The following is a 26,899-nucleotide window of genomic DNA, read 5'->3' on the forward strand; positions in this document are numbered from 1 at the left end:
AGAGCTATTGCCATGACGAAACACAAACACACGCCAGGCCCTTGGGAAGTCCTAAACGAAACCGAGGTCTTCACCGGCCTGGGCGCTGACAGCGGAGACGGCGTGAAGGCGCTTCCGTCCGATGGCTGGATGATCGCAGATTGCGGCGACTGCGTGACCTTCACCGAGATCGGCCCGGCAGAACTCAGCCGCGACCTGCGCCGGGCCAACGCCAAGCTGATCGCCGCGGCGCCGCTCATGTTGACCGACTTGGTCGACGCTGCCGCCCAGTTGCGCAAGTACGAAGCCTTGCACCGCGCGAAGGGCACCGCCGACAGCCTGGCCAAGGCCGAAGTCAACGCCGAACTGGCCTCGCGCTTCGAGCAGACCATCGCCAAGGCTACGGCCTGACCACCAACCTGCCGCCACCGGCGGCGTGGAGACCATCCCATGGATATCGAAACCACCGGTGACGTCGACAAAGTCACCGAGCAACGACTAGCCGAACTGATCGGCTGCACTAAACGCTCCCTGGAGCATCGGCGTCTGGATGGGAAGATCCCCGAGGGCGTCTGGATGAAGCATGGCGGCCGGATCATCTACAGCAAAAAGAGGTATGACGAATGGCTGGAAAGCCAATGGGTTTACCCTGTGGGGTCGAAATCTTCCGCAACTCCCTCCGCATTCGTTTCACATGGGACGGTGTCCGTCGATGCGAAACGCTCCCCTATCCCCCGACACAAAAAGGGATCAAGGCTGCATCCAACCTTCGCGATCAGGTAACCAGCCTCAACAAGCTCGGCCTCCTTGACCAGGACAAGTACGCAGAGCTGTTCCCCAGTTCACAGGCTGCGGTCGGCGGTAAGCCGACCTTCGGCGAGTATGCCCAGCTCTGGCTCGACGGCCGGGAAATCACCCAGGGCACGCACAACAACTACAAGAGCGCCCTGAACCTCTACTGGGTACCGCGACTGGCCATGGTCCGTGTCGACCTGATCACGACCAATTTGCTGCGTCGCGTCATCGCCGAAACTGAATGGACCTCCCCAAACGTGAAGCGCAATGCGATCACTAGGCTGTCCACCATCCTTACTGCAGCCACCCGGGAAGGTCTGCTTGCAAAGAATCCCGCCGAGCTGATCGACCTGCCTAAGCGCTCGAAGAAAGAGATCGATCCTTTCACCCTGGCAGAAGCCAACACCATCATCGACAAGCTGTACCAGCACAAGCACTGGCCCAGCCTCATCTACGCCGCTCTGTTTGAATTCATGTTCTTCACCGGCCTCCGCCTGTCGGAGGCCTTGGCCGTGCGTTGGGATGTGATTGACATGGAGAGACGGACCGTACACGTCAAACGGACCATCGCACTGGGTGAGGTTGAGGAAAGGACGAAAACCGGCCGGGATCGTTTCGTGCTGCTGAACGATCGGGCGTTGCTGGCAATCCAGTTCGCCAGGCAGTACGCGGATCGCCGCAGGGATGGCAAGGGAGCGGTGACCGAAACCCCCTTCCTGTTCCCGCCGTCAAAGAACGCCGAGTACGTGAGACAGACCTCCGATTTGCACAAACAGTGGGTGCCGGTGCTGAATGAATTGGGGATCAGGCGTCGCCCCCCATACAACTGCCGCCACACCTATGCGACAATATGCTTAATGTCCGGCCTCAACCCCGCATTTATCGCCCAACAGCTGGGTCACAGCGTTCAGATGCTGCTGTCGACGTATGCCCGTTGGCTTAACTCAAGCTCCGACTGGAGCGAGCTGGAAAAACTCAAGATTGGTATCAAATCGGTATCAGCTGAAAGCCCAGCGTCGTAAGTTACTGATAGGTAAGCCCTTTGATCTCCACCGCTAACATCACCATGCAGTTCGGCTCCAAGCCGCTGTTCGAAAACGTTTCCGTCAAATTCAACAACGGCAACCGCTACGGCCTGATCGGCGCCAATGGCTGCGGCAAGTCGACCTTCATGAAAATCCTCGGCGGTGACCTTGAGCCGTCCGGCGGCCAGGTCATGCTCGAGCCGAACACCCGCCTGGGTAAGCTGCGCCAGGATCAGTTCGCCTACGAGGAATTCACCGTGATCGACACGGTGATCATGGGCCACGGCCAGCTGTGGAAGGTCAAGGCCGAGCGTGACCGTATCTACTCGCTGCCGGAAATGACCGAGGAAGACGGCATGGCCGTCGCAGAGCTGGAAACCGAATTCGCTGAAATGGACGGCTACACTGCCGAATCCCGCGCCGGTGAACTGCTGCTGGGCCTGGGTATTCCGCTGGAACAGCACTTCGGCCCGATGAGCGAAGTGGCGCCAGGCTGGAAGCTGCGCGTGCTGCTGGCCCAGGCGCTGTTCTCGGATCCGGACGTGCTGCTGCTCGACGAACCGACCAACCACCTGGACATCAACACCATCCGCTGGCTGGAATCGATCCTCACGGCGCGTAACAGCACCATGATCATCATTTCCCACGACCGCCACTTCCTCAACAGCGTCTGTACCCACATGGCTGACCTGGACTACGGCGAACTGCGCCTGTTCCCGGGCAACTACGACGAGTACATGACTGCAGCCACCCAGTCGCGCGAGCAACTGCTGTCGGACAACGCCAAGAAGAAAGCCCAGATCGCCGAGCTGCAGACCTTTGTCAGCCGCTTCTCGGCCAACGCCTCGAAAGCCAAGCAGGCCACTTCGCGCGCCAAGCAGATCGACAAGATCCAGCTGGCCGAGGTCAAGCCTTCCAGCCGTGTCAGCCCGTTCATTCGCTTCGAGCAGACCAAAAAGCTGCACCGCCAGGCCGTGGTCGTCGAGAAAATGGCAAAAGCCTTCGACGACAAAGTGCTGTTCAAGAACTTCGACCTTACCGTCGAAGCGGGCGAGCGCGTGGCGATCATCGGCCCCAACGGTATCGGCAAGACTACCCTGCTGCGCACCCTGGTCGGCGAAATGACCCCGGATGCCGGCTCGGTGAAGTGGACCGACAGCGCTGAGGTGGGCTACTACGCCCAGGACCACGCCCACGACTTTGAAGACGACGTGAGCCTGTTCGACTGGATGGGCCAGTGGACCTCCGGCGAGCAGGTGATCCGCGGCACCCTCGGGCGCATGCTGTTCTCCAACGACGAGATCCTCAAGTCGGTAAAGGTGATTTCCGGTGGTGAGCAAGGCCGCATGCTGTTCGGCAAGCTGATCCTGCAGAAGCCGAACGTGCTGGTGATGGACGAGCCGACCAACCACCTGGACATGGAATCGATCGAAGCGCTGAACCTGGCGCTGGAAAACTACCCAGGTACCCTGCTGTTCGTCAGCCACGACCGCGAGTTCGTGTCGTCGCTGGCCACGCGCATTATCGAGCTGTCGCCCGATGGTGTGGTGGACTTCAGCGGTACTTACGATGACTACCTGCGTAGCCAGGGTGTGTTGGTCTGATTGAAGGTAAGCCTGGCCATCTTGGGTGGCTGGGCCGGCCTCTTCGCGGGTAAACCCGCTCCTACAGGGATCTCCGGGCCTGCGGACATGTGGAGGTCCTCGTAGGAGCGGGTTCACCCGCGAAGAACCCACCACCTATCCCACAGGCTGGCACTACCCGACGAATAATTCGTTAGCCTGCTTTCATTTCCTGCGCGCAACGGCCATGATGGGACCATGCCCAACCGCCTGCCCGCGAACGAGCCCATGACCGCGCAACAACCCGCCCCCACCAGCAACACCCTGCACATCACCCTGCAGATTCTGTCGATCGTCTTCTACACCTTCATTGCCTTCCTCTGCATCGGCCTGCCGATTGCGGTGCTGCCCAGCTATGTGCACGACCAGCTCGGCTTTGGCGCAGTGATCGCTGGGGTGACGATTGGCCTGCAGTACCTGGCCACGCTGCTCAGCCGCCCGTTTGCCGGCAAGGTGGCAGACACCTTGGGAGGCAAGCAAGCCATCCGCTTTGGCCTGCTGGGCATTGCCGGCTGCGGGGTGTTGACGCTGCTGTCGGCCTGGACCCTGAACCTGCCGCTGCTCAGCCTGGCACTGCTGCTCGGCGGCCGTTTGCTGCTGGGTATCGCTCAAGGGCTGATTGGTGTTGCAACCCTCAGCTGGGGTATCAGCCAGGTCGGCCCTGAGCACACCGCCCGCGTGATTTCATGGAACGGTATCGCCTCATACGGCGCAATTGCCATCGGCGCGCCACTGGGTGTGCTGGCCGTGGACGGGCTGGACTTCAGCGTGCTGGGGCCGGCGCTGCTGGTGCTGGCAACCGTTGCCCTGCTGGTGCTGCGCAAGCGCCCCGATGTGGTGGTGGTGCGCGGCGAGCGCCTACCGTTCTGGTCGGCTTTCGGCCGTGTGGCACCGTGTGGCCTGGGCTTGACCCTGGCCTCGATCGGCTACGGCACCCTGACCACATTTGTCACACTGTATTACCTTGAGCGCGGCTGGGCCGGTGCGGCCTGGTGCCTCAGTGCCTTTGGCGTGTGCTTCATCATTTCGCGGCTGTTGTTCGTCAATGCGGTCAACCGCTTTGGTGGCTACAACGTGGCGGTTGCCTGCATGGCCACCGAAGTGCTCGGCCTCGGCCTGCTGTGGCTGGCACCCTCGCCGCCGTGGGCACTGGTGGGTGCGGGGCTGACCGGTTTCGGATTGTCGCTGGTGTACCCGGCATTGGGTGTCGAGGCGATCAAGCAGGTGCCTAGCAGCAGCCGCGGAGCGGGGCTGGGCGCTTACGCGGTGTTCTTCGACTTGGCGCTGGCCATTGCCGGGCCAGTGATGGGGGCTGTTGCCGTGCACCTGGGCTATGCCTCGATCTTCTGCGTGGCCGCCCTGCTCGCGCTGGCCGGCGTTGGCCTGACGCTGCTACTGGCGCGACGCGCCCGTCGCAGATAAACGTGCGGCCAGTTCCGGCGCGCCCAGCGCCTCACTGAAAAACGCGGCGGTTTCACGCTGCAGGGAGTGGTGGATATGCCGGCGGTCGACACCGTCGGCGTCCTTGCAAAGCGCCGGCATCCGCACGTACTGCTCGGCATCGCAGTGAGCCATGAACACGAAATGCCCGGCACCTGCCAACAGTCGATAGTCTGGTGTGACCGGCAGCTTGCGGGCCAAGGCTTCGGCATTGCGGTCAACAGCCACCAGTTGGTCGCTGTCGCCGCTGTAGATCAGTACTGGCACCCGCACCCCGGCCAGGGCATGGCGGCCGAACAGCAGGCTCAGCGGCGCCATCAACATGGTTGCACCCACGCGCGGGTCGGCTTCGGGCGCCAGTTCGCTGCGGTCGGCAATCAGTATGCCGTGGGTCTTGCAGGCGTCGGCGTCGTTCGGGCGCTCCAGGCAGTACTGGCGCAGGCGGTCGAGATCGGGGCGCGCGCCGGACAGGATCAACGCGGTTTCCCCCCCCGCTGAATAGCCGATTACACCCACCTTGCCGTCATTCAGGTAAGGCCCCACCAAGCCATCGTCGCGGGCCGCAGTGATCGCGGCACTGACTTGCAGCGGCCGGCCATAAAGGTTGCTCAAGGTGCCAAGGCGGCTGTGGTCGCGGGCGTTGTCCCCGGGGTGCACCACCGCCACCACCACGAACCCTTGGCGCGCCAGCGAGGTGGCTAGGTAATGCAGGGCCAATGGGCTGCCAGTATTGCCATGCGACAGCACCAGCAGCGGGAACCGCCCCGTGGCAATGGGGGCTTCTTCGGCTACCTCGATCGGGTAACCGTCGATACGGGTACTGCGGGCCTGGCCGAGCGCCGGGTAGAAGGCCAGTGCCTGCATGGGCCGGCTATCGACCGGGTCGGGCAAGGTCATGTGGTGCAAGCCGGCTGCCCACTGCGCAGCCTCGGCATGGCCCAGCAGGCCGCCGAGCAGGGCCAACGCCAACACGCAACGGGGAATAGTCATCGGCCGGCAGCTCCTTGCGGGTGAAGCGATATGCCAGCATAGGACCCGCACGGCGTGCGCCGGATGAAAACTGAATGAAACCCACGTCATGCACGGTGTGCGTGCGCCCTATGCATTTGCGCGTGACGGCGAACCCGTGGCATAGATGCAGGTCAACGTCTTTACGTGACCGTTTTAGCGCCATTGAAGGAGTTTCATGCATGAGCAAGCCCGCCTACGTGCCACCCAAAGTCTGGCGCAATGACGCAGCCTCCGGCGGCCAGTTCGCCAGCATCAACCGCCCGGTTGCCGGCCCGACCCACGACAAGGACCTGCCGCAGGGCAAGCACCCGCTGCAACTGTATTCGCTGGCCACGCCCAACGGCGTCAAGGTGACCATCGCCCTTGAAGAGTTGCTTGCCCTGGGCCATATCGGTGCCGAGTACGATGCTTGGCTGATTCGCATCGGCGAAGGCGATCAGTTTTCCAGCGGCTTCGTGCAGATCAACCCCAATTCGAAGATCCCCGCCCTGCTCGACCGCAGCGTCGAGCCGCCGGTGCGGGTGTTCGAGTCCGGCTCGATCCTGCTATACCTCGCGGACAAATTCGGCGCTTTGCTACCCCAGTCGTCAGCGGCGCGCACCGAAAGCCTGAACTGGTTGTTCTGGCAGATGGGTGCGGCGCCTTACCTGGGTGGCGGCTTTGGCCACTTCTATGTGTACGCGCCGGAAAAGATCGAGTACGCCATCAACCGTTTCACCATGGAGGCCAAGCGTCAGCTGGATGTGCTTGAACGCCGCCTGGCCGAAAGCCGCTACCTGGGCGGCGATGAATACAGCATCGCCGATATCGCCGTGTGGCCGTGGTATGGCCAGCTGGTGCGCGGCAACCTGTATGGCGCAGCGGAGTTTCTGGCGGTGGACGAGTACCCGCATGTGCAGCGCTGGGCCGAGGAAATTGCCCTGCGCCCGGCGGTGCAGCGTGGTACCCGGGTGAACCGCACCTGGGGGGATGAAGGCACTCAGGTGCCAGAGCGGCATTCCGCGCAGGATCTGGACTGACCTTCTCAGCCGGCTGACGCGAGCCCTTGTAGGAGCGGCCTTGCGTCGCGATGGGCTGCGAAGCAGCCCCGGCAATCTGTGTATTTACGCTGAGAACCTGGGGCTGCATTGCAGCCCATCGCGACGCAAGGCCGCTCCTACAGGGGACCGCGTCGCCTTGCGAAGGGAGCAGTACAGGCCCCGACAATGCCCACCTGCACAAACCATTTGCCCCCGCGCAAACCTGCGTCCGCCATGCCCTTCTTGTACACTCCTCGCAATAGCCCCCACCTGCACATTTTTTTGGTGAACGCATGATCGAGGTAACCGAGGTTTCCATTGCCGAGCTGCGCGACGCGCTCGAGTCGGGCCGCACGACGGCGGTCGAGTTGGTCAAGGCCTACCTGGCCCGTATCGACGCCTACGACGGCGCCGACACTGCCACCGCGCTGAACGCCGTAGTGGTGCGCAACCCACAGGCGCTGAAAGAAGCCGAGGCCTCCGACGCCCGCCGCGCCAAGGGCCAGGTACTGAGCCCGCTGGACGGCATCCCCTACACCGCCAAGGACAGCTACCTGGTCAAGGGCCTGACCGCTGCATCGGGCAGCCCGGCCTTCAAGGACCTGGTGGCCCAGCGCGACGCCTTCACCATCGAACGCCTGCGCGCGGCCGGTGCCGTGTGCCTGGGCAAGACCAACATGCCACCAATGGCCAACGGCGGGATGCAGCGTGGCGTGTATGGCCGCGCCGAAAGCCCGTACAACGCCAATTACCTGACTGCGCCGTTCGCCTCCGGCTCGTCCAACGGTGCCGGCACTGCCACCGCTGCCAGCTTCAGTGCCTTCGGCCTGGCCGAAGAAACCTGGTCCAGCGGCCGCGGCCCGGCGTCCAACAACGGCCTGTGCGCCTACACCCCGTCGCGTGGGGTGATTTCGGTGCGTGGCAACTGGCCGCTAACGCCGACCATGGACGTGGTGGTGCCGTATGCGCGCACCATGGCCGACTTGCTGGAAATTCTCGACGTGGTGGTTGCTGACGACGCTGACCCGCGCGGCGACCTGTGGCGCCTGCAACCTTGGGTGCCGATCCCGGCAGCCTCGACGGTGCGCCCGGCTTCGTACCTGGACCTGGCGGTGGATGCCGGCTCGCTCAAGGGCAAGCGCTTTGGCGTACCGCGCATGTACATCAATGCCGACAGCGAAGCCGGCACCTCCGAAAAACCAGGCATCGGCGGCCCGACCGGTCAGCGCATCAACACCCGCGCTACCGTGATCGACCTCTGGCAGCAAGCCCGCCAGGCTCTGGAGGCGGCTGGCGCCGAAGTGCTGGAAGTGGACTTCCCGCTGGTATCCAACTGCGAAGGTGATCGCCCGGGTGCGCCAACGGTGTACAACCGTGGCATCGTCAGCAAGGCGTTCCTGCATGACGAGCTGTGGGAACTGTCGGGCTGGGGCTTCGATGATTTCCTGCGCGCCAACGGCGACCCCAAGCTTAACCGCCTGGCCGACGTCGACGGCCCGCAGATCTTCCCGCACGACCCGGGCACCCTGCCCAACCGTGAGGACGACCTGGCGGCCGGCATGGACGAGTACGTCAACATGGCCAAGCGTGGCCTGAAGACCTGGGACCAGATCGAAACCCTGCCCGACGGCCTGCGTGGCCTGGAGCAGACCCGCAAGCTGGACCTGGAAGACTGGATGGACCAGCTGGGCCTGGACGCCGTGCTGTTCCCGACCGTGGCCGACGTGGGGCCGGCGGATGCCGACATCAACCCGGCATCGGCGGACATCGCCTGGAGCAACGGTGTCTGGGTGGCCAACGGCAACCTGGCGATCCGTCACCTGGGCGTGCCGACCGTGACCGTGCCCATGGGCGTGATGGCCGACATCGGCATGCCGGTGGGGCTGACCTTTGCCGGGCGCGCTTATAGCGACAACGCGCTGCTGAGCTATGGTGCTGCCTTCGAAGCGACCGGCTCGCGCCGCATGATCCCGCCGCGCACGCCGGCGCTGGGCTAAATACCAGGGCTGCTGCGCAGCCCATCGCCGGCAAGCCGGCTCCCACATCGATTGCATGGACCTCAAGTCATGTGCAATTCCTGTGGGAGCCTGGCTTGCCAGCGATGAGGCCGGTAAAACCAACACAGATCGCAAAGTTCAACTTAATGTGTAAAAATACACAAAACGTTGATTTTGCGATCTATCATGCCCATTCTCCCCATCGAAGAACGCCAGCTCACCCTCACCGTGCTCAAGGCCGCCATCCAGGCCCTGGGCAGCGTTGCCGCGCGCAACATGGAAATCCTCCTGCACGACCTCGACCACCCCGAGCACTCGGTGGTGGCGATCGTCAACGGCCATCTTTCCGGGCGCAGTATCGGCAGCCCGATCCTCGCCGCACCCGAGCAGGACCAGGGTTTCAAGGCGCTGATGCAGGCCTCGGCCGACCAACACGGCTGTGAGCCGGTGGTGCTGCCCGACTACCCCACTACGCTCAAGGGCCGCACCCTGCGCAGCGCCACGGCCATCTTCCGTGACAGCAGCGGCCACCCGTTCGCCAGCCTGTGCGTCAACACCGATGTCACCGGCCTGGACGCTGCCATGAACTTCCTTCAGCAGTTCCAGCCCCTGGGCGCCACACCCGCCGTCAACGAACCCGCCGACATGGAATTGCTGATGAGCGAGATCATCCAGGCCTCGCTGCAACGCTGCGGGCAGGGGCGGATGAACAAGCAGGCCAAGGTCGAAGCCGTGCGGGTGATGCAGGAACGTGGCCTGTTCATCGTCAAGGGTGGTGTCGAGAAGGCTGCCAGTGCCCTCGGCGTCACCCGCTACACCGTCTACAACTACCTCGAACAACTGCGTGGAGCCAGCCAATGACCTTGCACATTCCTACCCCCCTGATCGAATCGCGCCCACTGTCGCTGGCGGCCGGTCGCAACATCTGGCTCAAGCTCGATGCCCTGCAGCCCTGCGGCTCGTTCAAGCTGCGCGGTGTGGGCCACGCCTGCGAGGTACACGTGGCCCGTGGCGCCAAGCACTTCGTGTCGTCTTCGGGGGGCAATGCCGGCCTGGCGGTCGCCTATGCCGGGCGCAAGCTGGGGGTACCGGTGACCGTAGTCGTGCCCGAGACCACCACTGAACGGGCCAAGGAGCTACTGCGCCAGGAGGATGCCAAGGTGCTGGTGCACGGTAGCTCCTGGCAGGAGGCCAACGAGCTGGCGCTGACCCTGGTCGGCGCTGGCGATGCCTTCATCCACCCGTTCGACGACCCGTTGCTGTGGGCCGGGCATGCCAGCCTGGTCGACGAAGTGGCAGCGGCCGGGTTCAAGCCCGATGCCGTGGTGCTGTCAGTAGGCGGTGGCGGGCTGCTCAGCGGTGTGGTCGAGGGGCTGCAGCGCAATGGCTGGGGAGATGTGCCGGTGCTGGCCGTGGAGACCACGGGTGCTGCCTCGCTGCACGCGGCCATGCAGGCCGGGCACACGGTCGAGTTGCCGCGCATTGCTTCGATCGCGAGTTCACTCGGTGCCAAGCGGGTGGCCGAACAGGCGCTGGCCTGCACGCAACAGCACCCGGTGCACAGCCACCTGGTCAGCGACCGCGCGGCGTTGGAGGCTTGCGAGCGGTTTTTGCTTGATCATCGTATGTTGGTGGAGCCGGCGTGTGGGGCGGCGTTGGCGTTGGCTTATGATGCCGACCCACTGGGCAGCTACCAAAACGTGTTGGTGATTGTTTGTGGTGGCGCTACCGCTACTTTGGAACAGATTCAGGCTTGGTTGAAACAGGTTGGTTGAGGTTGCCTGAGCGGGCCTCTTCGCGGGCTTGCCCGCTCCCACAGGGACATCACAGGGCTTAGGGCGGCGGGGTTCCTGTGGGAGCGGGCAAGCCCTAATGCCGGTCAGTTAAGCAATTTGGGGCCGCGTTGCGGCCCATCGCCGGCAAGCCAGGCTCCCACAATATGGCGCATGGCTTGAATCCGATGCGGGTCGGTGTGGGAGCTGGCTTGCCTGCGATGGGCTGCGCAGCAGCCCCAGTAGCCTTAACTGACTGGCACTAGAGCAAGCCCGCGAAAGGGCCGGCACAGGCAATTCATTCTGGATCACGACCCTGCCATTGGTCAGGCTGTCATCAGACTGTTCCCTTCTCTCTGTATTACTCCCCCCAGCACAGCCGGAAATTTACCGGCAACCGCACCAACGCAGAGGAAAAACGCCTTGCGCCCTTTCGGTCTGCGGCAAGTGAAGGCACAATGCGTGTCCTTTTTTTGGCCGGCCTGGCCGGGGGCCTTTAAATGATCAAGACGCCGTATTACCTCATCGATAAAACCAAGCTGCTTAGCAACATGGAGAAGATCGCCTACGTGCGTGAACACTCCGGTGCCAAGGCGCTGCTCGCCCTCAAGTGCTTCGCCACCTGGTCGGTGTTCGACCTGATGCAGCAGTACATGGACGGCACCACTTCATCCTCCCTCTTCGAGCTCAAGCTCGGCCGCCAGAAGTTCGCCGGCGAAACCCATGCCTACAGCGTGGCCTGGGCCGACGACGAGGTCGAGGAAATGCTCGAGAACTGCGACAAGATCATCTTCAACTCGATCGGCCAGCTGCAGCGCTTTGCCGAACAGTCCGAAGGTAAAGTGCGTGGCCTGCGCGTCAACCCGCAGGTCAGCAGCTCTGACTACCTGCTGGCCGACCCGGCCCGCCCGTTCAGCCGCCTGGGCGAATGGGACCCGGCCAAGATCGAGCAAGTGATCGAGCAGATCTCCGGCTTCATGTTCCATAACAACTGCGAGAACGGTGACTTCAGCCTGTTCGACAAGATGCTCACGCACATCGAAGAGCGCTTCGGCCACTTGCTGCACAAGGTCGAGTGGGTCAGCCTGGGTGGCGGCATCCACTTCACCGGTGAAGACTATGCCGTTGACGCCTTCTGTGCGCGCCTCAAGGCGTTCTCGCAAACTTACGGCGTGCAGGTGTACCTGGAGCCCGGCGAAGCTGCCATCACCAACAGCGCCTCGCTGGAAGTGACCGTGCTCGACACCCTGTACAACGGCAAGCACCTGGCCGTGGTCGACAGCTCGATCGAAGCGCACCTGCTCGACCTGCTGATTTACCGCCTCAACGCCAAGATGGCCCCTAACGACGGCGAGCACACCTACATGGTCTGCGGCAAGTCGTGCCTGGCTGGCGACATCTTCGGCGAGTACCAATTCGACCGTCCTTTGGCCATTGGCGATCGCCTGTCGTTCATCGACACGGCCGGTTACACCATGGTCAAGAAAAACTGGTTCAACGGTCTGAAAATGCCGTCCATCGTGGTCAAGCAACTCGACGGCAGCGTCGAAGTGGTCCGCGAGTTCGGTTTTGAAGACTACGTTTCCAGCCTGTCGTAAGACCGGCTTTCCTAGTAAGGAGCAAAGGGTAAATTGAAGAAGAACGTTCTTATCATTGGTGCAGGAGGTGTCGCCAAGGTGGTGGCCCACAAGTGCGCACAGCATAACGACGAACTGGGTCGTATCGCTATCGCGTCACGGAACATCTCCAAATGCCAGGCCATCATCGACAGCGTCAAGGCCAAGGGTAGCCTCAAGGTACCCGCCGACATCCAGGCCTTCTCGCTCAACGCCCTCGATGTCGAGGCAACCAAGGCACTGATCCGCGAGACCGAATCGCAGATCGTGATCAACGTGGGCTCCGCGTTCCTCAACATGTCGGTGCTGCGTGCCTGCATCGATACCGGTGTCGCCTACCTGGACACCGCCATCCACGAAGAGCCGGGCAAAATTTGCGAGACCCCGCCGTGGTACGGCAACTACGAGTGGAAACACCTCGAAGAGTGCCAACAAAAGAACATTACCGCCATTCTCGGCGTCGGTTTCGACCCGGGTGTGGTGAACAGCTACGCAAAACTTGCGCAGCAGCAGTATTTCGACAGCATTGATTCGATCGACATCCTCGACGTCAATGCCGGTTCGCATGGCAAGTACTTTGCCACCAACTTCGACCCGGAAATCAACTTCCGCGAGTTCACAGGGCAAGTCTGGAGCTGGCAGAACAGCCAGTGGACCAGCAACACCATGTTCGAAGTCAAGCGTACCGACGACCTGCCTGTGGTGGGTTCGCAAAACCTGTACCTGACCGGCCACGATGAAGTTCACTCGATTTCGAAGAACCTCAACGTGCCGAACGTGCGTTTCTGGATGAGTTTCGGTGAGCATTACATCAATGTGTTTACCGTGCTTAAAAACCTGGGCCTGCTCAGCGAGCAACCGGTGAAAACCGCCGAAGGCCTGGAAGTGGTACCGCTGAAAGTGGTCAAGGCCGTGCTGCCGGACCCAGCCTCGCTGGCCCCTGGCTACACCGGCAAGACCTGCATCGGTGACCTGGTCAAGGGCACCAAGGATGGCCAGCCACGCGAAGTGTTCATCTACAACGTGGCCGACCACGAAGAAGCCTACGCCGAGACCGACAGCCAGGGCATTTCCTACACCGCCGGCGTACCGCCAGTGGCTGCAGCGCTGCTGGTTGCCCGTGGCGAGTGGGATGCCAAGCGCATGGTCAACGTCGAGGAACTGCCAGCCGAGCCGTTCCTCAAGGCGCTGGACGTGATGGGCCTGCCGACCCGCGTCAAGGATGAAAAAGGTGACCGTCCTTGGGACGCTGAAGCCTAAGCGGTAACACAGAGGGGGCGCCAACAGGGCGCCCCCTCTGCTTTTGCAGGCCTGGCCTATTCGCGGGTGAACCCGCTCCCACAGTCTCGTCCGTTGTGAAGTCCATGTAGGAGCGGGTTCATCGAGGCGTCGAACCGCCGCGAATAGGCCGGCCCAAGCTAGCCCCATTTCCACATTCAAGAACAACTCGCCCAAGTAACAATATCTACACACCGATGTGACATTTTTTCTCAGCTTTCCTATCAAGGAGCTGTCAAATGAAGGTCACGGTTTTCGGTACCGGCTACGTCGGCCTCACCCAGGCAGTGTGCCTGGCCCAGGTGGGGCATTCGGTGTTGTGCATGGATGTCGATGCCGAGCGGGTCGCCGCCCTCAGCGCCGGGCATTGCCCGATCTTCGAGCCCGGCATGGCCCCGATGCTGGAGCGCAACCTGGCCTGCGGCCGCCTGCGTTTCACCACCGACGCCGGCCAGGCTGCCAACTACGCCAGGTTGCAGTTCGTCGCCGTCGGCACCCCGCCACAGGCGGATGGCAGCGCCGACCTGAAACACGTGTTTGCCGTGGTCGACAGCATCCTCGAACATGCTGACGGGCCCAAGGTAATCGTCAACAAGTCCACAGTGCCGGTGGGTACGGTACACCGCATCAAGGCGCGCATCGCCCAGGCCGTGGCCGATAGCAGCCGCTTTCAGGTCATCAGCAACCCGGAGTTCCTCAAGGAAGGCTCTGCCGTGGACGATTGCATGCGCCCGGAGCGCATCATCATCGGTGGCGCCGAGCCGGCCGAAGTGGAGCTGCTGCGTGAACTCTACCTGCCATTCAGCCGCAACCGCGAAAAACTCATGGTCATGGATGCGCGCAGCGCCGAACTGACCAAGTACGCCGCCAACTGCATGCTGGCGACCAAGATTTCCTTCATCAACGAAATCGCCAACCTGGCCGAGCACCTGGGCGCCGACATCGAAATGGTGCGCCGCGGCATCGGTTCGGACTCGCGCATCGGGTACGACTTCATTTACGCCGGCTGCGGTTTTGGTGGTTCGTGCTTCCCCAAGGACCTGCAAGCCCTGCGCCGCAGTGCCGAGGCCGAAGGCTTCGAGGCGCAGCTGCTGCGCGCGGTAGAGGCGGTCAACGAGCGGCAGAAAGGCCGGCTGTTCAGCAAGATCCAGCGCCACTATCCCGGTGGCCTGCGGGGCAAGGTATTTGCCCTGTGGGGCTTGTCGTTCAAACCCAATACCAATGACATTCGCGAGGCTGCCAGCCGAGTGTTGCTGGAAGCGCTGTGGGCCGCTGGCGCACGGGTTCAAGCCCATGACCCGCAGGCCATGGCAGAAATCCAGCGCCATTACGGCGCGCGCGCCGACCTGCAATTGGTGCCCTGCAAGGACGATGCACTGGAGGGCGCCGATGCCTTGGTGATCGTTACCGAATGGCAGGACTACCGCGTGCTCAACATGGACAAGGTGCCGCAGCTGCTGGCCGACCGGGTGGTGTTCGACGGGCGCAACCTGTTCGAGCCCAAACATATGGCCGCTGCCGGCCTGACTTACTACGGCATCGGCCGTGGCCAGGCGCAGCCGGCACGCCCGTACTGATCACAGGCGTTGCCTGTTTTATCGGTTTTCACCTCGCGCGCCGGCTGTGCGAGGCCGGCATCGAAGTGGTCGGCATCGACAACCTAAATGCCTACTACAGCGTCGAACTGAAAAGGGCACGCCTGCGAGAACAGTGCGGCTTTGCCGACGTGGTCGTGGTCGACGAAGGCAGCAGCGACCGTACCCCCAGCTGGGGTGATGTTCCCGGCAACCTGCAGGCCGTTGCGGTGCAGACCGGGAAATGACTGTAGGAGATCGCCCAACCCTCCCGGACTGTGCTGTCGCTCAAAGAACTCGCTTTCGGTGTGGGAGCCTGGCTTGCCGGCGATGGGCTGCGCAGCGGCCCCAAAAATCTCAAGTCAATCACAGTCCGTCAAAATGGTGTCGCCTGCATTGGGGCTGCTTCGCAGCCCATCGCCGGCAAGCCAGGCTCCCACAGAGTTTGTGCCAAATCAAACCGTCACGATTTGTCCCATGAGAGCGGCCTGAAATTACGGCGCAGGCGGGTTGAGCTGCAATACCTCGTTGGTATACGCCCACTCCTTCTGCACCTCGTCCGGGTGGTCATTCAGGCGCATGCCATACGATGGAATGATCTGCCTGAACTTCGCCTGCCACTCTGGCGAAGCCACCTTGTCCTTGAACACCCTGTTCAGCACATCGAGCATGATCGGCGGCGCGGTCGAGGCGCCCGGCGAAGCACCCAACAAGCCGGCAATGCTGCGATCCTTGGACACCACCACCTCGGTACCGAGTTTGAGCACGCCGCCCAATGCCTCATCTTTCTTGATGATCTGCACCCGCTGGCCCGCCTGCCACAGCCGCCAGTCCTCCTTCTTCGCCTCGGGGAAGTAGGTGCGCAACGCCTCGAAACGGTCATTGTCGGATTGCAGCACCTGGCCGATCAGGTACTGCACCAAGTCGAACTCGCGCACCCCGACCCGCACCATCGGCCAGGCGTTGTGCACACTGGTGCTGGCCAGCAGATCCAGCAAAGAGCCCTGCTTGAGGAACTTGGTCGAGAAGGTGGCGAACGGGCCGAACAGGATCATGCGTTTGCCATCGAGCACCCGGGTATCCAGGTGCGGCACCGACATAGGCGGTGCGCCAGTGGCGGCGATGCCGTAGGCCTTGGCCATGTGGCGCTGGGCGATGGCCGGGTTGTCGGTGACCAGGAACGAACCACCCACCGGGAAGCCGGCATAATCCTTGGCTTCGTCTATTCCGGACTTCTGCAGCAAGGGTAATGCCGCACCGCCAGCGCCGACGAACAGGAACTTGGCGTCGGTGGCCGCCTTGCTGCCGTCCTTCAGGTTCTTGTACTCGACGTGCCAGGAGCCGTCACCGTTACGGGTAATGTCCTGCACCTCGGTTGATAGCTTGAGATCAAAATTCGGCCGGGTCTGCAGGTACCCTACGTATTGCCGGGTGATCTCGCCAAAGTTGACGTCCGTGCCGATCGGCGTCCAGGTCACGGCCAGTTTCTGATTGGGGTCGCGGCCCTCCATCATCAGCGGTACCCACTTGCTGATCTGCGCGTGGTCTTCGGAGTACTGCATGGGCTTGAACAATGGGCTGGCCTGCAGCGCCTCGTAGCGTTTTTTCAGGAAGCGGATGTTGTCATCGCCCCAGACAAAACTCATGTGCGGGGTGGTGTTGATGAACGAGTGCGGGTTCTTCAGCACGCCCTGCTTGACCTGCCAGGCCAGGAACTGGCGGGTTACCTGGAACGACTCGTTGATCTCCACCGCCTTGCTGATGTCGATCTTGCCGTCCTTTTCCGGCGTGTAGTTCAGCTCTGCCAAGGCCGAGTGACCGGTGCCCGCGTTGTTCCAGCCGTTGGAGCTTTCCTCGGCCACCTTGTCCAGTCGTTCGACCATTTCCATCGACCAGCCCGGCTCCAGTTCGTTGAGCCACACCGCCAGGGTGGAACTCATGATGCCGCCACCCACCAGCAGTACATCGACCTTCCTGGTTTCCGCTGCCTGGGCGTTGAGCGTGCCGATGGCCAACGCCAGCCCGGCCAATGCCAGTTTGGGCTTGATGGTGATCTTCATAACCTCTCCCGCGCCTCGTGCCAGCGTAAGTTAAGCCACAAGCTTAGCTGACGGATTTAGTCAGGTATGACGGGCACATAAACACTTGCATTCAGGCACTTCTCAAAATACTGTATGAATATTCAGTATCGCAGGTCAGCCCCATGCAACTCATCGCCAAACTCGGCATCCTCGCCGACGCCGCCAAGTACGACGCTTCCTGCGCCAGCAGCGGCGCGCCCAAGCGCAATTCGCGTGGCGCCGAGGGCCTGGGTGCCACCAATGGCATGGGGATCTGTCACAGCTATACGCCCGACGGCCGCTGCGTATCGCTGCTGAAAGTGCTGCTCACCAACTTCTGCCTGTACGACTGCCAGTACTGCGTGAACCGCCGCTCCAGCAACGTGCCGCGTGCGCGCTTCAGCCCCGAGGAAGTGGTGCGCCTGACCCTGGACTTCTACCGGCGCAATTGCATCAGCGGCCTGTTCCTCAGCTCTGGCATCATCCGTTCGGCGGACTACACCATGGAGCAGCTTATTCGCGTGGCCCGGCTGTTGCGCGAGGAACACAACTTCCGCGGCTATATCCACCTCAAGACCATCCCCGATGCCGACCCGCTGCTGATCGAAGAGGCCGGGCGCCTGGCTGACCGGCTCAGCGTCAACATCGAACTGCCGACTGACGCCAGCCTCAAGCGCCTGGCACCCGAGAAACAGGCGCACACCATTCGCCAGGCCATGGGCGTGATTCACCAGGGCCAGCAGGCCGTGGCCAACGAGCCCAGGGCGCCGCGGTTTACCCCGGCCGGGCAAAGCACACAGGTCATCGTCGGTGCCGACAGCACCGACGACAGCACGTTGCTGCGCAATGCCGAATCGCTGTATCAAGGCTTTGGCCTCAAGCGCGTGTACTACTCCGCCTTCAGCCCGATCCCCGACAGCCCCGGCAGCGTGCCGCTGGCCGCGCCACCGCTGCTGCGCGAGCACCGCCTGTACCAGGCCGACTTCCTGTTGCGTGGTTATGGCTACAAAGCCGGCGAGCTGCTGGGCCAGAGCGGCAACCTGGCACTGGACATCGACCCCAAGCTGGCCTGGGCGCTGGCCAACCGCGACGTCTTCCCGCTGGACGTGAACCGCGCGGAACCTGCGCTGCTGGCGCGCATCCCCGGCATTGGCCTGCGCAGCGTGCAGCGCCTGGTGGCCCTGCGGCGGGAGCGGCGCATCCGCTATGACGATCTGATTCAGCTGCGCTGCGTGCTGGACAAGGCGCGCCCGTTCATCGTCACCAGCGACTACCGCCCGGCCCAGGCTGAATTGCGTAGCGGCCTGCTGCGTGCGCGTTTGCGTGAACCGCAAGCGCCGGTGCAAATGGGGTTGTGGGGGTGATTGCGCTCGATTGCGACGACCTGTTCACCACCTGGCGCGATCAGGCCCGGGTGTTGTTGGGGCATGGCATCGACCCCTCGCACGTCACCTGGTCGCAAGGCCCGATGGCAGACCTGCTGGCGGTGCCGACAGCGCTGCCTGATGGCCCCGGTCCTTTCCGGGCCAAGGTCCCGGCAGCCTTGTTGAGCCAGTTGGAACAGGCCTCGTGCTACCGTGGCGAGCAACGCTGGAACCTGCTGTACGAGGTGCTATGGCGCGTGGCCCACGGCGACCGCACGGCGATGCTGGCGGGGGACCGTTTGGGCAGTGAGCTGCAGCGGCGCATCAAGCAAGTGACCCGCGAAGCCCATCACCTGCATGCTTTTGTGCGTTTCGTGCCGCTGCCTGAACAACTGGTTGAACATCTGCAGCTTGATCTGGTGGCTTATCACGAACCGGCGCATGACATTCTGCAGAGCGCCAGCCCGCACTTCGCCGACCGCCTGGGGCGGTTGCGCTGGTTGATCGCCACGCCCCAGGACGGCATTCGCTTCGACGGCCAGGCTTTCGATTACCAGCGACAGTGCCCCGAGCCCTGGCGCCAGTGGTCGCGCAACGCCGAAGACCCGGGTGCGGAGCTATGGCGCACCTACTACCGCCACACCTTCAACCCTGCCCGCCTCAACCCCGACGCCCTGCGCCTGCACATGCCCGGGCGGTTCTGGCGGCACTTGCCGGAAGGCATGTTGATCCCCCAGCTTGAAGGCCTGGCACGCCAAGGCAAGCAACGGGATGGCCAAGCCCAGGAAGTGGCCTCGCAGATCGGCAAGCAAATCAGCAAGCCTGCGCGGTCGGTGTAGGAGATCGCCCAACCCTCGGGGCTGCGCTGTCGCGCACAGAACTGAGTTCGCAAGCGGTCCGCACCCTGTGAGCGGCTTTAGCCGCGAAGAATCCAACGCGGTGCATGGCACCGGCTGCGCGGTGTTCGCGGCTAAAGCCGCTCCCACAGTGTCCCTGCTAATTCAATGAGTTATGTGCAGTTCTATGAAAGCAGCTTAAGGCATCCGTTCGTTCATCAATCCAGCAACCACCCGGCATCGCCCTCGTCCAGCACGCCACCGTGATCAGTCTGGTCACCCTTTCGCGCCACCGCCGCCCCCTCGATCAGGAAATGCTCTGCGCCACTTTCGATTACAGCACCACAGGTAGTATGGTCACCCACCCTGGCAACCGCTCTGCCATTGAACGTGTACGCAGCACTGCCGCTCTCGACCTGGTTGACGCCATGCAACGGGCATACATGTCGATGGCCTACCAGTACAACAGGGTTCATTGAGCTTCTCCTTCAGATGGCGCTGTGCGGGATTCTCGATCCATCGCCTCTGGCCAATGAACCTTCGGCGCCAGGCGGTGCATATGGCTGAGGCCATCGTCATCGTTCCAGTCACGGGGCGGGTGCACGAACTTCGGCAGGGCTTCGGGGCCTTGCTGCATGAATAGCCGGGCGATGGCCCAGTAGGCCTCGCCGTGGTAGAGGTCGTGGGTGAAGAACACACGGTCGATGACCTCGTTGGTGTCCGGGTTGCGCACCGATAGCATGACGTTCTCGATCCGTCCGCCGTGGCCGGGGGCGTAGACTCGGTATACTTCGGCGGTGACGTCGTCCCAGTTGTAGGCGACCGGTTTGACGCCCCAGTGTTTGCGGCTGAACAGGTAGATGTAGTGGAATCTGAATTGATAGAGGTAAATTTTTCGGCGTAGGCGATTGAAACGGATGGGTTCGTCTCTGGGGAGCATCAAGTCCATTTTTACAAAGGATGCAACAGCCCACAAACCAACCAGCGGCATTACAACCGCTACAAAAGCAATATGCCAATCACGCGACCAATTGTCATCCAGCATGCTCCAGTACAATGGAATAAGCACCCAAAGGGCCAACACCAGACCTGGAACCCCAAGCAATACTGCAAGCCCGCGCAAGCTAACAGTAGACCGCGGAATCTCTAGGCACACCTCATCCAAATAATTTGGCGATGGATCTATATCCTCAACACTAAAGCGCGGGACTGCCTGTGAGCTTACATCAGGAAGGTCATAGCTCCAACTTAAAGCCCGCTCCCAAAGGACCTTGGATTTGTTTTTCACTCATTGAACTCCTTGACACCAATCTCTACATAAGCTTCTGGCATACTTCTATCTGGCCAATACATCACTACCAAGGTCGCAGCGTTAATGGTATGTTGTCCAATCGTCGCCATGAGGTCTACAGCACCCGTAATTTCCAATCGAATAGTAGATAAACCATCTGTACCTGATGACTTACGATTTCTATTCACTAAAAAATCACTTTTGTAGTCAGGCACCCTGGGCGGAGAGAAGCCAGAGAAATTGGAGGTCTTGGTGAGAGCCTTGACTGGATAGGCTTGATGCTCATCAACAATCAGGGTCTCTCCGCCCACGAAATCGGGGAAAACACCGTCGCCACTACGATGTACTACCAAGGTCCAACGAAAAGCTGATCGTCCATCAGTGTACCCAGTCAAACAAACTAAGAACTTAAGTTTATGCTCTAACCCCAAGCTGACCAGTCCACCAATCTTGGAAGCAGTCGGTTCGCTTGAGCGATTGGTCTCAAAATTAATCGCCGCACGTACACCGAGCGTGGCCGCATTAAGCTCTGCAAACGCAATATCTGCATATTCAGGAACACGCCAAACCATTGCCAGCTTTTCATCAGCCTTACCAAAACAGCATCGACTCGCCCAACGCTCAAGGGCGGTAGACTCGCTTTCTTCGGCCCACTTGCTAAGTGTATATGCACTAAGCGCCAGCAATACAGCCAAGCCCAAAGGTCCTAAAACGAAAGAGTTAAAAACCGCATAGGCAAATACCCCGGTTGAAACCCCATAAGCGAAGCTCGCAATGGAATATAGCTTTCCCGCTCTAGTATCCCCCTTTGCTGATGCGCGCTTTCCGGCAGAATGCGCTTGCACCGTGTCAAATAGTCCTGCTACCGCACTGATTATGGCACCGAGCCTTATTAGCGTCACTGCAACGCCTGATGTGCGCTTAGCCCACGGCTTACCAATTTTTTCTGCACTTGATCTTAACAGAAGCCCAACGAATTCGATCTGCCCTCCTAACAATCCCATTTGAGCTCCCTGCAGCGCCAACTTGGCCTCATGCGCTCCCGGCCCAATCTCGGCCTCTGCCCTCTCCAGATTCCGGGCCAAACTGTCCTGCTGCAAATACAACCCACCAATCGCCAGCAACACCTCCCAGCTCCCAGCCACTCCCCGTAAACCCGAGAAACCGGTCCGCACCAACTTACCTGCCTGCTCCGAGGTGATCCTCATCCCCTCAAGCAATTTGCGCGCATTGCTATCGAGCGTTCCTGCCGCCACCGAAATGTCTACCAAGGCAATCTGCGCCGCACTGCTTGCCTGGGTCACCTTCATGTTGGCCTTTTCAAACAACCGGCCACGCACATCCTCTGCCTTTCCCTCGACCCATACCGTCACACTGATCATCGTGTGGGTGAACCGCGGGTCGAGCACTGCCAGGCTCATCAGCCCGTGCTGGATGATCGGCCGCACCTTCTGCAGCGACTTCATCGAGCCGAACTCGAAGTCATCAATACTGCGATGCATCCGGTCGCGCGCCTCGGCGATCGTGGCGTTGGCCTTGTGCTGTAATTCGCGCAGATGGGCGCTCTGCAGGGCGTAGTACTCGCCCAGCTTCATCTTCACTTCCATTTCGATCAGGTGAACGCCGTTGTACAGAAACTGCGTCGCGCCGTTCAGGTGCCGCACAGCATTCTGAATGCCAGGCGCAAGGTTTGGCGCCAGTCGCTGGCTGGCGGCATTGAGCGCGCTCTGCGTCTCGGCAATGGCCTGCTTGAGGGTATTGCGCATACGCAAACCGGCGTCGTCGCTAGCGATGATCTTGCTCAGCACGCTGTAGAGCCTGTCGCTGTCGTTCCAGTTGACGGCTTCGCTGGCGGAGAAACTGGGCAGCAGCGCGGCCAGCAGTGCGCGGTCACGCATCAGCAAGGCGCGGTAGGGAGGACTGTCAGGGGCCTGCAACCATTTCAACCAGAGTAGTTCGCTGGAACCGGCAGCGGGGCTGCGTGGTTCCAGGCTGGGTACAACCGCGTCCGTGACACCACCGCCCAGGCACAGGGCCATGGTCTTCGCGTAGGCCACACCGGATTCGCGATTGTGACCGTCATAGTCGTATTGCTCGGCCACCTTGAACATGGGGGTGTCGAACAACGCAACGTAGGCTTGCGCATCTTTGTCGATATAGCGTTGAAATTCGATTTCCTGACGGTCGTAATCGGCCTGGAACGCGGCCCGCTGCGGCTCGTGGTAGCGCTCTTCGAGCCTCTCGTCGCTTTCCAACTGCGCACGCTCGACCAGGCGCTGACGCTCCACTGCCGGGTCCACGAACACAGGTGGCCCGTCCCCCGTCGTTGGCGCCATCGACGGCACCTTCTGCCCCGCCCATTCCCTGTGCGTGGCACGGATGATCTGCAAAATCTGCGAGGTCTGCAGCTGATAGGCGCGCATGGGCTCTTCGCGCCAGACCTGGCGCTTCACTACCCAGTTCAGCCGTTGGTGGTTGTACTCCTGAATCAGGCCCACCGTATCGTCGAGCACCACTGCTAGCACGCCGTTTTCCAGCTTGTGCCGATTCATCGCATTGATCACATGACCACGCAGGGCGAACCGGCGCAGCCAGCGGCTGTGGAAACCATGCGCGCTGTCGAAGGGTGAGCAAGCCTGCTGGGTGTATTCGAACACCTGCGTGTCGACCTGCAAGCTGTCGGGCGTCATGGCCATGCCCAGCAGTTCAGGGTTGTTGCGCGCCTGGGTCAGGTCCAGGCCTTCAAAACGGTGCGCTGGCGCCACGCCTTTCTTGTAGGCATTCAGCACACTGACCGGCCAGGCATCGCTGGAAAAGGCCAACCAGGCGCTGTTGTATTTAGCGGTATCGATGTTGAGGAAGGACGAAGGAATGTCGTGGTTTTCATGCACGCACTTTTCCGGCAACGGCCTGGGCAGGCCGTCGGGTGGCTCGTAAGGGTTGAAGCGACGCAGATGCCCCTGTTCGCTGACTTCGTAGGCATGCCAGACCTGCTGGTCGAGCAGCACATACAGGTAGCCCATGCGCAGGGTGCGCAGGCCGATCCGGGTCGAAATGTGCAGGCTACCTGCGACGGTAGTGATGCACTCCGGCCGGGTATCCGGCACCAGAGCGCGGCGCAGGGGTAAAATCGGCAGCCCCTGGCGTTCGCAAGACATGCACTGGTCATGCGGGAGCCCGGCTTCAGCGACGGCAAGGGCAATACGTTGGCTGATGGTCACAAGCGGCTCTCCGACTTTGGCAAGGATTCGCTCAGGCAGCGCCAATGCGCCTCGGAGTAACGGGCGAGCAATGGCGCGAGCGCAAGCTGGCCCCTGACGACCGCGTCGATCATGCTGCGCACTTCGGCAAGCGTGTGCATCCGGGGATGGATGCACAGTTGATGCAGGGCGAGAACGGCGATGTCTTCCGTGTCATTCAATCCAAGGCTGCGCGCATCATCGATGTGGTTGGACACACGGACGGCTGCAAACGGCGGAATCTGGCACTGGCGGGCCTCGGTCGAGCCTGCCCGCAACACTCTCCAGCTGGCCAGCACGCGCTCGATCAAAGGCACATCTTGCTGAATGCGCAGCGCCGCCACCGGTAACGGGTACTGTCGACCACTCTGGCCTTTCAGGTTGGCCAGCCTCCCTCCGCTACTCAAAAACAGCCAGTTGCCGATCGGCCACCATGGGCCTTGTTCCACCTGCTTGAACGTCGCCGCAAGCAGCTCCAGCCGTACGGGTTCATAGACCGGATAGAAACTGGATTCCCGTTTCGTATCGGGCACCCGGCACAGCCCCTTGAGGTGCGAAGCAACGGCTGCCGATGGCGCCTCACTGAACAGCCAGCCGCACACGTGGCGCCGGCGCTGATACAGCCCGCGCTGCGCGGCCCGGGCCGCCAGTTCCAGCAATGAACGGCATGGCGAGGTTCCCGGGGAGGACAGACAAACCAGCACGGGGTGCAAGTGGGGTGCATGGAGCAGGTCGGCCCGGGGCACACGCGTCAATGCGTGTTCACCCAAGGCCTCGCGCAGCCGGGCCAGCAAGGCATGGTCACCCTTGCCGGCGCTCGCAAGCGGGTCGATCAGCACATGGCAGTACACGTTTACTGCGTGGTGTTTTTCAATTTGGCTTACCAGGCTTTCAGTGCCCATCAGACCTTGACCTCACACTGGGTACTGGCATTCGCCGTCAGTGCCAGCGACTGGTTGCTGCCTGCCCCTTGCGCAGCTGCCCGGGTCTGCCCCTGCAGGTCAAGTGTCAACCCGTTGATGGTGATGCCCCGCTGATCCAGCACGATGCTGCCACCTGGGGTTTGCAGCTCGATGCGCTCACTGGCCCGTAACTGATAGACCGTCGTGAGTTGCTCCATGCCGTTTCCGACGCTGACCCTTTGCGCACCTTTGACGACCAGCCCGCTGTCGTTGCCGACGAAGACATGCTGATTGCCGGCGGTAGATTCGCTGCGATTGTTGCCGACTTTCTCTGTCAGGTCCTGTCTGATCTCCACCTGGCAGTGTTGCCCGATGACCTGAGTATGATTGCCGCCTGTGTCATGGCTGTAGTGGTTACCGACGCTCAGTTGCTCGTCATTGCCAACCTGCTCGACCCGGTTGCGCCCGACCCGCGTGGTCTCATCATGGCCGACCACATTGTTTTGGTCCCGTTGGGCATGAATGAATACTTCCTCCTTGCCAAGCTCGTCCTCGAAACGCAGCTCGTTGAAACCATCCCCCTTGTGGGTCTGGCTCTTGATGGTCATGCGTGTCTTGTGCTCCGGCAGGTCATACGGCGGAAGCTGATCGCCGCAGTAGGTGCGCCCGGTAATCATCGGCTGGTCCGGGTCGGCGTTGACATACTGGATGATCACGTCCTGGCCAATCCGTGGAATTGCCATCGTGCCCCAGCTGCCGCCCGCCCAACCTTGGGATACCCGCACCCAGCAGGAACTGAATTCGTTGTTGTTGCTTTCCCGGTCCCAGGGGAAGCTGACCTTTACCCGGCCCCACTCATCGCAATAGATCTCCTCGCCGGGCGGGCCAACGACAGTCGCCATGTGCGGGCCATCGATACGCGGTTTGGCCAACGGTGCCGGGCGCCATTCACCCCGGCCGGGCACCAGCACGGCTTTCTGCGTGTAACGGGTACCCTGATCGGCACCGGCGGCCTCTTCCAGCAGGCTGGTGAACTGGATGCCTTCGTGGTGCAAGCTGATCGTGCGCCAATGCACGTTGAGGTCTTCACGCGGGTGTTGGATGAGGGTGAAGCTCAGCCCCGGTTGCAGGCGTACATCATCGCCTTCTACCTCGGCAATGCACGCATCGTGGCGCAAGCCCGTGAGGCGGGTGGCGGTGAACGGGACGCCGACCGCATCACGCTTGTAGCGCCCGGGGTAGTCGAAGCGCTCATAGTGCTGCGACTGGTGAGTGATGTTGCCATCAATCGCGCGGTGTTCCTGGCGGTATTGCGGGTTGGTGAAGGTGTAGTCCCGCTGCACCTGCCTGGCGGTGCGCACCTGCTCGCTGTAACGCAAGCGGCGCAGGCAAGGCCTGGCCTGATCGCCACCGCTGTTGGCGCGGTAAAGCACCTGGTCGGGCCCGACGTCGTCCTCGTCGAATAAGCCTTCATCATTGTCATCGGCCTTGATCGCACCCCGGCTGATCGGCCCCAGCGCCAGCAGGCGGTCGGTAATGATCAGTTGGTGGTGTTTGGGCGTGTGTTCGAAGCGGTAGACAAAACCCTCCTCGCCAGCCAAACGGGCGATGAAGTCGAGGTCGGTTTCGCCGGCCTGCACGCAGAATTCGCGCACTTGGTGCTCGCCGAGGCTCTTGATTTCGAATCGGTTGATGCCTTGGCGCTGCAGCATCAGTTCGATGATTTGCGGCACGGTCTTGTGCTGGAAAATGCGCCAGTTGGAACGCAACGCGGCCCGGGCCAGCTGCGGTTCGACCAGCGCACGGTAGCGGGTGCGATGATGGCCGGTTTCGCCCTGGCTGAAACTGCTGACCAGGCCGTGTACGTGACGCAGTATTCGCATACCGCGCCAGAGGGTGAACAGCACCGGCTTGTCGAGCAACTGGCCGAAGTCGACATCGCCTTCGAAACTGACCAACTCCAGCTTCAGCTGGAACGGTGAGCTGATCGCTTCGTCAAGTGTGAACGACACCACTTCGAACTCAAGCTGGCCGACCAGAGGCTCAAAGGTAAAGCGCAAATCGGATTGAGTAGGCATG

At 61.7% G+C, this 26,899-nt stretch carries 20 protein-coding genes and 1 pseudogene; 14 read left to right on the forward strand and 7 right to left on the reverse strand.

Translation table 11 applies throughout. The features are described from left to right. Nucleotides 1-12 precede the first annotated feature (12 nt). From ACI2KG_RS00825 to ACI2KG_RS00840, 4 genes are all read left to right on the forward strand, one after another. Complete coding sequence (locus tag ACI2KG_RS00825; protein WP_404660409.1) at nucleotides 13-390, forward strand: hypothetical protein; 378 nt, start codon at nucleotides 13-15, stop codon at nucleotides 388-390. Between the two features lie 212 nt (nucleotides 391-602). Then, a complete protein-coding gene (locus ACI2KG_RS00830; protein ID WP_404660410.1) occupies nucleotides 603-1,796 on the forward strand; it encodes a tyrosine-type recombinase/integrase in 1,194 nt (397 codons plus the stop codon). Nucleotides 1,797-1,816: 20 nt separating this feature from the next. Next, the gene (locus ACI2KG_RS00835; protein WP_400615944.1) at nucleotides 1,817-3,403 is read left to right on the forward strand and encodes an ABC-F family ATPase; all 1,587 of its coding nucleotides are present in this window, start codon (nucleotides 1,817-1,819) and stop codon (nucleotides 3,401-3,403) included. 246 nt (nucleotides 3,404-3,649) lie between these two features. Further along, nucleotides 3,650-4,843 (forward strand): MFS transporter, encoded by a 1,194-nt coding sequence (locus ACI2KG_RS00840; RefSeq protein ID WP_404660599.1) that lies wholly within the window; start codon nucleotides 3,650-3,652, stop codon nucleotides 4,841-4,843. Here ACI2KG_RS00840 and ACI2KG_RS00845 read toward each other — a convergent pair. Then, nucleotides 4,814-5,851 (reverse strand): alpha/beta hydrolase family protein, encoded by a 1,038-nt coding sequence (locus ACI2KG_RS00845; RefSeq protein WP_404660411.1) that lies wholly within the window; start codon nucleotides 5,849-5,851, stop codon nucleotides 4,814-4,816. The two genes, ACI2KG_RS00840 and ACI2KG_RS00845, sit on opposite strands and share 30 nt — an antisense overlap. Nucleotides 5,852-6,051: 200 nt before the next feature. Here ACI2KG_RS00845 and yghU point away from each other — a divergent pair, with 200 nt between their 5' ends. The 8 genes and pseudogenes from yghU to ACI2KG_RS00885 all read left to right on the forward strand — a co-directional run. Beyond that, the gene (gene yghU / locus ACI2KG_RS00850) at nucleotides 6,052-6,891 is read left to right on the forward strand and encodes a glutathione-dependent disulfide-bond oxidoreductase (RefSeq protein WP_404660412.1); all 840 of its coding nucleotides are present in this window, start codon (nucleotides 6,052-6,054) and stop codon (nucleotides 6,889-6,891) included. Between the two features lie 293 nt (nucleotides 6,892-7,184). Next, a complete protein-coding gene (locus ACI2KG_RS00855; RefSeq protein ID WP_404660413.1) occupies nucleotides 7,185-8,888 on the forward strand; it encodes an amidase in 1,704 nt (567 codons plus the stop codon). A 186-nt stretch (nucleotides 8,889-9,074) separates the two neighbouring features. Next, nucleotides 9,075-9,749, forward strand: a complete 675-nt coding sequence (locus tag ACI2KG_RS00860) for a transcriptional regulator (protein ID WP_404660414.1) — start codon at nucleotides 9,075-9,077, stop codon at nucleotides 9,747-9,749. Further along, a complete protein-coding gene (locus tag ACI2KG_RS00865; protein ID WP_404660415.1) occupies nucleotides 9,746-10,663 on the forward strand; it encodes a pyridoxal-phosphate dependent enzyme in 918 nt (305 codons plus the stop codon). Before ACI2KG_RS00860 ends, ACI2KG_RS00865 begins: the two co-directional genes overlap by 4 nt. Before the next feature lie 497 nt (nucleotides 10,664-11,160). Further along, nucleotides 11,161-12,258, forward strand: a complete 1,098-nt coding sequence (locus ACI2KG_RS00870; protein ID WP_400615962.1) for a carboxynorspermidine decarboxylase — start codon at nucleotides 11,161-11,163, stop codon at nucleotides 12,256-12,258. A gap of 33 nt (nucleotides 12,259-12,291) precedes the next feature. After that, nucleotides 12,292-13,536: a saccharopine dehydrogenase family protein gene (locus ACI2KG_RS00875; RefSeq protein WP_016394970.1), complete on the forward strand. Its 1,245-nt coding sequence runs from the start codon at nucleotides 12,292-12,294 to the stop codon at nucleotides 13,534-13,536. 257 nt (nucleotides 13,537-13,793) lie between these two features. Beyond that, the gene (locus ACI2KG_RS00880; RefSeq protein ID WP_404660416.1) at nucleotides 13,794-15,131 is read left to right on the forward strand and encodes a UDP-glucose dehydrogenase family protein; all 1,338 of its coding nucleotides are present in this window, start codon (nucleotides 13,794-13,796) and stop codon (nucleotides 15,129-15,131) included. Continuing rightward, nucleotides 15,128-15,268: pseudogene (locus ACI2KG_RS00885) on the forward strand (NAD-dependent epimerase/dehydratase family protein); the annotation flags it as partial. The gene ACI2KG_RS00880 and the pseudogene ACI2KG_RS00885, both read left to right, overlap by 4 nt. A 354-nt stretch (nucleotides 15,269-15,622) precedes the next feature. Here the strand turns inward: ACI2KG_RS00885 and mqo are convergent. After that, nucleotides 15,623-17,188 carry a malate dehydrogenase (quinone) gene (mqo, locus tag ACI2KG_RS00890; protein WP_404660417.1) on the reverse strand — a complete coding sequence of 522 codons (1,566 nt, stop codon included), beginning with the start codon at nucleotides 17,186-17,188 and terminating at the stop codon, nucleotides 15,623-15,625. 143 nt (nucleotides 17,189-17,331) lie between these two features. On the opposite strand from mqo, the gene ACI2KG_RS00895 reads away from it, so the two are divergent. Together ACI2KG_RS00895 and ACI2KG_RS00900 are read left to right on the forward strand one after the other, a co-directional pair. Continuing rightward, nucleotides 17,332-18,552 (forward strand): putative DNA modification/repair radical SAM protein, encoded by a 1,221-nt coding sequence (locus ACI2KG_RS00895; protein ID WP_201201468.1) that lies wholly within the window; start codon nucleotides 17,332-17,334, stop codon nucleotides 18,550-18,552. Next, nucleotides 18,543-19,391 carry a TIGR03915 family putative DNA repair protein gene (locus ACI2KG_RS00900; protein ID WP_404660418.1) on the forward strand — a complete coding sequence of 283 codons (849 nt, stop codon included), beginning with the start codon at nucleotides 18,543-18,545 and terminating at the stop codon, nucleotides 19,389-19,391. The genes ACI2KG_RS00895 and ACI2KG_RS00900 overlap by 10 nt, the downstream gene beginning before the upstream one ends. A gap of 215 nt (nucleotides 19,392-19,606) precedes the next feature. On the opposite strand, the gene ACI2KG_RS00905 is transcribed toward ACI2KG_RS00900, so the two are convergent. Genes ACI2KG_RS00905 through ACI2KG_RS00925 form a run of 5 tightly spaced genes read right to left on the reverse strand, consistent with a single transcriptional unit; the run spans nucleotide 19,607 to nucleotide 26,898 of the window. Then, complete coding sequence (locus tag ACI2KG_RS00905) at nucleotides 19,607-19,864, reverse strand: PAAR domain-containing protein (RefSeq protein WP_404660419.1); 258 nt, start codon at nucleotides 19,862-19,864, stop codon at nucleotides 19,607-19,609. Next, complete coding sequence (locus tag ACI2KG_RS00910; RefSeq protein ID WP_404660420.1) at nucleotides 19,861-20,676, reverse strand: DUF6708 domain-containing protein; 816 nt, start codon at nucleotides 20,674-20,676, stop codon at nucleotides 19,861-19,863. The genes ACI2KG_RS00905 and ACI2KG_RS00910 overlap by 4 nt, the downstream gene beginning before the upstream one ends. Further along, nucleotides 20,673-23,900 carry a T6SS effector BTH_I2691 family protein gene (locus ACI2KG_RS00915; RefSeq protein WP_404660421.1) on the reverse strand — a complete coding sequence of 1,076 codons (3,228 nt, stop codon included), beginning with the start codon at nucleotides 23,898-23,900 and terminating at the stop codon, nucleotides 20,673-20,675. The genes ACI2KG_RS00910 and ACI2KG_RS00915 overlap by 4 nt, the downstream gene beginning before the upstream one ends. Next, nucleotides 23,897-24,820: a hypothetical protein gene (locus ACI2KG_RS00920; protein WP_404660422.1), complete on the reverse strand. Its 924-nt coding sequence runs from the start codon at nucleotides 24,818-24,820 to the stop codon at nucleotides 23,897-23,899. The genes ACI2KG_RS00915 and ACI2KG_RS00920 overlap by 4 nt, the downstream gene beginning before the upstream one ends. After that, on the reverse strand, nucleotides 24,820-26,898 hold the full coding sequence (locus ACI2KG_RS00925; protein ID WP_404660423.1) for a type VI secretion system Vgr family protein: 2,079 nt from the start codon (nucleotides 26,896-26,898) through the stop codon (nucleotides 24,820-24,822). Before ACI2KG_RS00925 ends, ACI2KG_RS00920 begins: the two co-directional genes overlap by 1 nt. Nucleotide 26,899: the final 1 nt, after the last annotated feature.

Origin of the sequence: Pseudomonas sp. NPDC089407, assembly GCF_044900445.1 — a bacterium.
GTDB lineage: Bacteria > Pseudomonadota > Gammaproteobacteria > Pseudomonadales > Pseudomonadaceae > Aquipseudomonas.